The organism is Enterococcus sp. LJL99, from assembly GCF_054871725.1.
The window spans coordinates 1-2823 of record NZ_JBTXLT010000027.1 but is presented as its reverse complement, the minus strand read 5'-3'; the positions used below and the strand labels follow the sequence as shown (position 1 = coordinate 2823).

Here is a 2823-nt window from a genome sequence, read left to right as displayed (position 1 = left end):
TTCTTGGTATTAAATAAACTAAGGAAACCAGATTGGCTAATTAATACCAATAATGGCTTCCTTTGGTCTATTTTTTTTCTATTTTATTACGCTTTATTCGACAAAATTTATCATCACAGTTTTATCTCAAATGAAAGGAACTTATTCTTAGTCAAAAGAATGAGTTCTTTTTTATAATTTAATTTTCATTATCAAAGTATATTTAGCGACACTTAATAAAGTAATCATACTTATAGTATATTTACAAAGTCTAATTATAGGAGTATTATGAATTGAGCAAATGACAAGGAGGAGTTTTTATGAATATAGGTATAATAGGATCAAACGGAAAATTGGGGACGCTAGTGGCTAAGAAACTTTCTGAAAAAGGAATTGATTTCACGCAGATTATAAGAGATGTTTTTAAAAATGATGGAAAGCATACGTATCTAATTAAAGACATAGCTAACTTAAGTAAAGAGGATATTGAAAAATTCGATTGTGTCATTTCTTGTTATAAGTCTTCTTCAAATAGTCCCAAAGAGGTAGTAACTGTTACTGAACACCTGATAGAAATTTTTACAAATACAAGTACTCGATTGATTTTTGCTGGAGGGTCTGGCGTTTTAAAAGATAGTGATTCAGGCGTTCCTTTAGCTGAATCGGAGGTATTACAAAGAAAAGTTAAAATGAACCAGGCCTATGTCAAAGGCGCTCAAGAACAATTAAAAGCGTTTAATTTACTTAATGGTTGTTCAACATTTGATTGGACATATATGGCTCCAGCTGCAATATTAGATTACGAAGAAAAAGAAACAGGGAGTTATGAGTTAACTGGCGCTGATTTAGGCTTTAATCATCTTGGACAATCTATTATTGGATACTCAGATTATGCAAGTGCAATAGTAGCTGAATTGAATCGAATGGATAGAAATAAAGTCGTAGGTGTTGTTTCTATTTAAGGTTAGATCGAAAGATTTTGTACTAATTAGTTAGAAAGCAACAGGTAAAAATTTTTGAAAGGATAATGTATCACTAAGAAACTTAGCAGAATACATTTAACATACTATTGAAATGATATGGTTTTTAATACCCGTTTTTTTGGGGGCGTGTATAGGAACGCAAACAGCAGTAAATTCTAAATTAAGAAATACCATTGGTTCTCCTTTGTGGGCCTCAGCAATATCATTTATTTTAGGAACAATATTTCTTTATCTGATATTACTTTTGACAAACCAAAGTAACATTGATTTAGCTACTTTTAAAGATACTCCTACATGGATTTGGACTGGTGGTTTTTTTGGCGTTATAGCAATTACCTCTAATGTTTATCTATTTTCAGTTTTAGGAAGCATACAAACAAGTATTTTACCAATTCTTGGCCAAATAATAATGGGAATAGTTATTGATCAATTTGGACTGTTTCAAGCAACTAAGCATAGCCTAAATTTGATTCGATTTATAGGATTAATTCTTGTTATTATCGGGGTTCTAATTTCTTCTGGGATTTTTATAAAAAAAAGTGTTTCAAAGGCAGACGATAAAAAGAGTAACCATAAATTTTTTTATCAAGTATGGGCTGTATTAACAGGTACGTTTATTGCTATTCAATCTACCATAAATGGAGCACTTGGAAAAGCTTTACATTCACCAATTCAAGCTGGTACGGTAAGTTTTTTTTTAGGAGCACTTACATTAGCTATCTTTCTTTTTTTAAAAAAAGAAAAAGTGGATTTTACGAGTTTATTTTCAAAAAAACAAATACATAATTGGTGGATATGGACTGGGGGGATACTTGGATCCATTTATGCGGTAGGGAATGCATGGTTAGTTCCTAAAATTGGAACTAGTAAAACAATTGTTTGTGCGTTATTCGGACAATTGTTAATTAGTACATTAATTGAAAATTTTGGTTTATTCAATTCTAGTCAAAAAAAAGTTAATATCTATCAACTGATTGCAATTTTTGTATTATTATTAGGAACTATTCTTATAAATTTTTCGAAATAATAACTAGGAACATCAAATAAAATTTAGTCATATACACTAAAATCTATTCGATGCTTTTTATAGCAGTCATATCTATATGATGGACATAGAAACAATCCTTTACTGATCGTTTTTAACGATATGAGAATCACGTATCCATTAACAATTAAATCCTTAGAAACCTCTACTATAACTTTGCATATCTATGAAAAAGAAATAAATTAAAGAAAATTAAAATAGTTAATGGAATAATCAGAATAAGAACCATTTTAGTATCTACTTCAACAAGAGTATTTTTAATTAAAATAAACATAACTATAGTAGAGATTATTCCTGTTGATAATGTAGGTGCATATTTTTTTAAGTATAAAGCTTGGGCAACATGTCCAATAACATGAATTCCATATCCGATAATAATCGCTATATAAATATTATATTGCGAATAAAAATAGCATAATATTGTAACCAGTCCTAGTAAGAAAAATTCTTCTATCACAATAAACGAAAATTATTTAGAATCAATTGATTCTAAATAACTTGAAATTCTTTTAGGTAACTTTTTTTTGATGATAAAATTTTAATGGAAAAATCGGGCATCCAAATAATTTCTTCTAATTCGTGCAACATAAAGACAATTGGAAAAATAATAAAAACTATATTCATTCCACTTCAACTTTTTTATTAATCCTTTTTGAGAATACCATCTATTATTTCTTCCGAGTATCTTTTGAAAAACAGATTGCTAATATAATAGCTACCATAATATATAAAACAACAAAACCATTTATTGGTGCATTTGATATCAAACTTCCTAAACCGACAAACATTAATAGTACTAAAAAATTGCTTAACCGT

At 28.8% G+C, this 2823-nt stretch carries 3 protein-coding genes; 2 read left to right on the top strand and 1 reads right to left on the bottom strand.

Annotated elements, in window-relative coordinates; translation table 11 throughout:
- The first annotated feature begins 299 nt into the window (after nt 1-299).
- Together ACYSNW_RS18115 and ACYSNW_RS18110 are read left to right on the top strand one after the other, a co-directional pair.
- The gene (locus ACYSNW_RS18115) at nt 300-941 is read left to right on the top strand and encodes an NAD(P)-dependent oxidoreductase (RefSeq protein WP_461746921.1); all 642 of its coding nucleotides are present in this window, start codon (nt 300-302) and stop codon (nt 939-941) included.
- Nucleotides 942-1053: 112 nt separating this feature from the next.
- Nucleotides 1054-1989: a DMT family transporter gene (locus tag ACYSNW_RS18110; protein WP_461746919.1), complete on the top strand. Its 936-nt coding sequence runs from the start codon at nt 1054-1056 to the stop codon at nt 1987-1989.
- Between the two features lie 166 nt (nt 1990-2155).
- On the opposite strand, the gene ACYSNW_RS18105 is transcribed toward ACYSNW_RS18110, so the two are convergent.
- A complete protein-coding gene (locus tag ACYSNW_RS18105; RefSeq protein ID WP_461746917.1) occupies nt 2156-2464 on the bottom strand; it encodes an HXXEE domain-containing protein in 309 nt (102 codons plus the stop codon).
- Between the last annotated feature and the right edge of the window lie 359 nt (nt 2465-2823).

Excerpts from the sequence above, each read along its gene's own strand:
- ACYSNW_RS18115 (WP_461746921.1), top strand. The coding sequence starts at position 300 with ATGAATATAGGTATAATAGGATCAAACGGAAAATTGGGGACGCTAGTG.
- ACYSNW_RS18110 (WP_461746919.1), top strand. The coding sequence starts at position 1,054 with ATGATATGGTTTTTAATACCCGTTTTTTTGGGGGCGTGTATAGGAACG.